The 274-nt window shown below is 54.4% G+C and carries 1 protein-coding gene; it reads right to left on the reverse strand.

Annotation, left to right across the window (positions count from 1 at the left end):
* On the reverse strand, positions 1-255 hold a 255-nt coding region (locus KMS84_RS44545), incomplete at its 3' end, for a hypothetical protein (RefSeq protein ID WP_256921588.1).
* Between the last annotated feature and the right edge of the window lie 19 nt (positions 256-274).

The following is a 274-nucleotide window of genomic DNA, read 5'->3' on the forward strand; positions in this document are numbered from 1 at the left end:
GAACGCGGCACCGTGATACACCCGCTCCTGATCTTGCTGCCCCTGGTAGGTCAGGGAGACTTTTAAAGTCAGCTTCCCGGTTGCGTCGCTATAGTCAGCGGTTCCAACTTCAAGAGCATCAATCCTGAATCCACTCGCATTGGTATTCGCAATCGCGCCGGAGAGCTGGTCTTCCAGTTCCAGATCCAAGTCGGCGTAGACATCGTCCTCATGGATCGCTTGGGTAAACTCTTTGATCCCAAATACAGCCACCATCAGACGCGGATCCTTGGGG

The organism is Streptomyces hilarionis, from assembly GCF_024539675.1.
GTDB classification, from domain to species: Bacteria; Actinomycetota; Actinomycetes; order Streptomycetales; family Streptomycetaceae; genus Streptomyces; species Streptomyces hilarionis.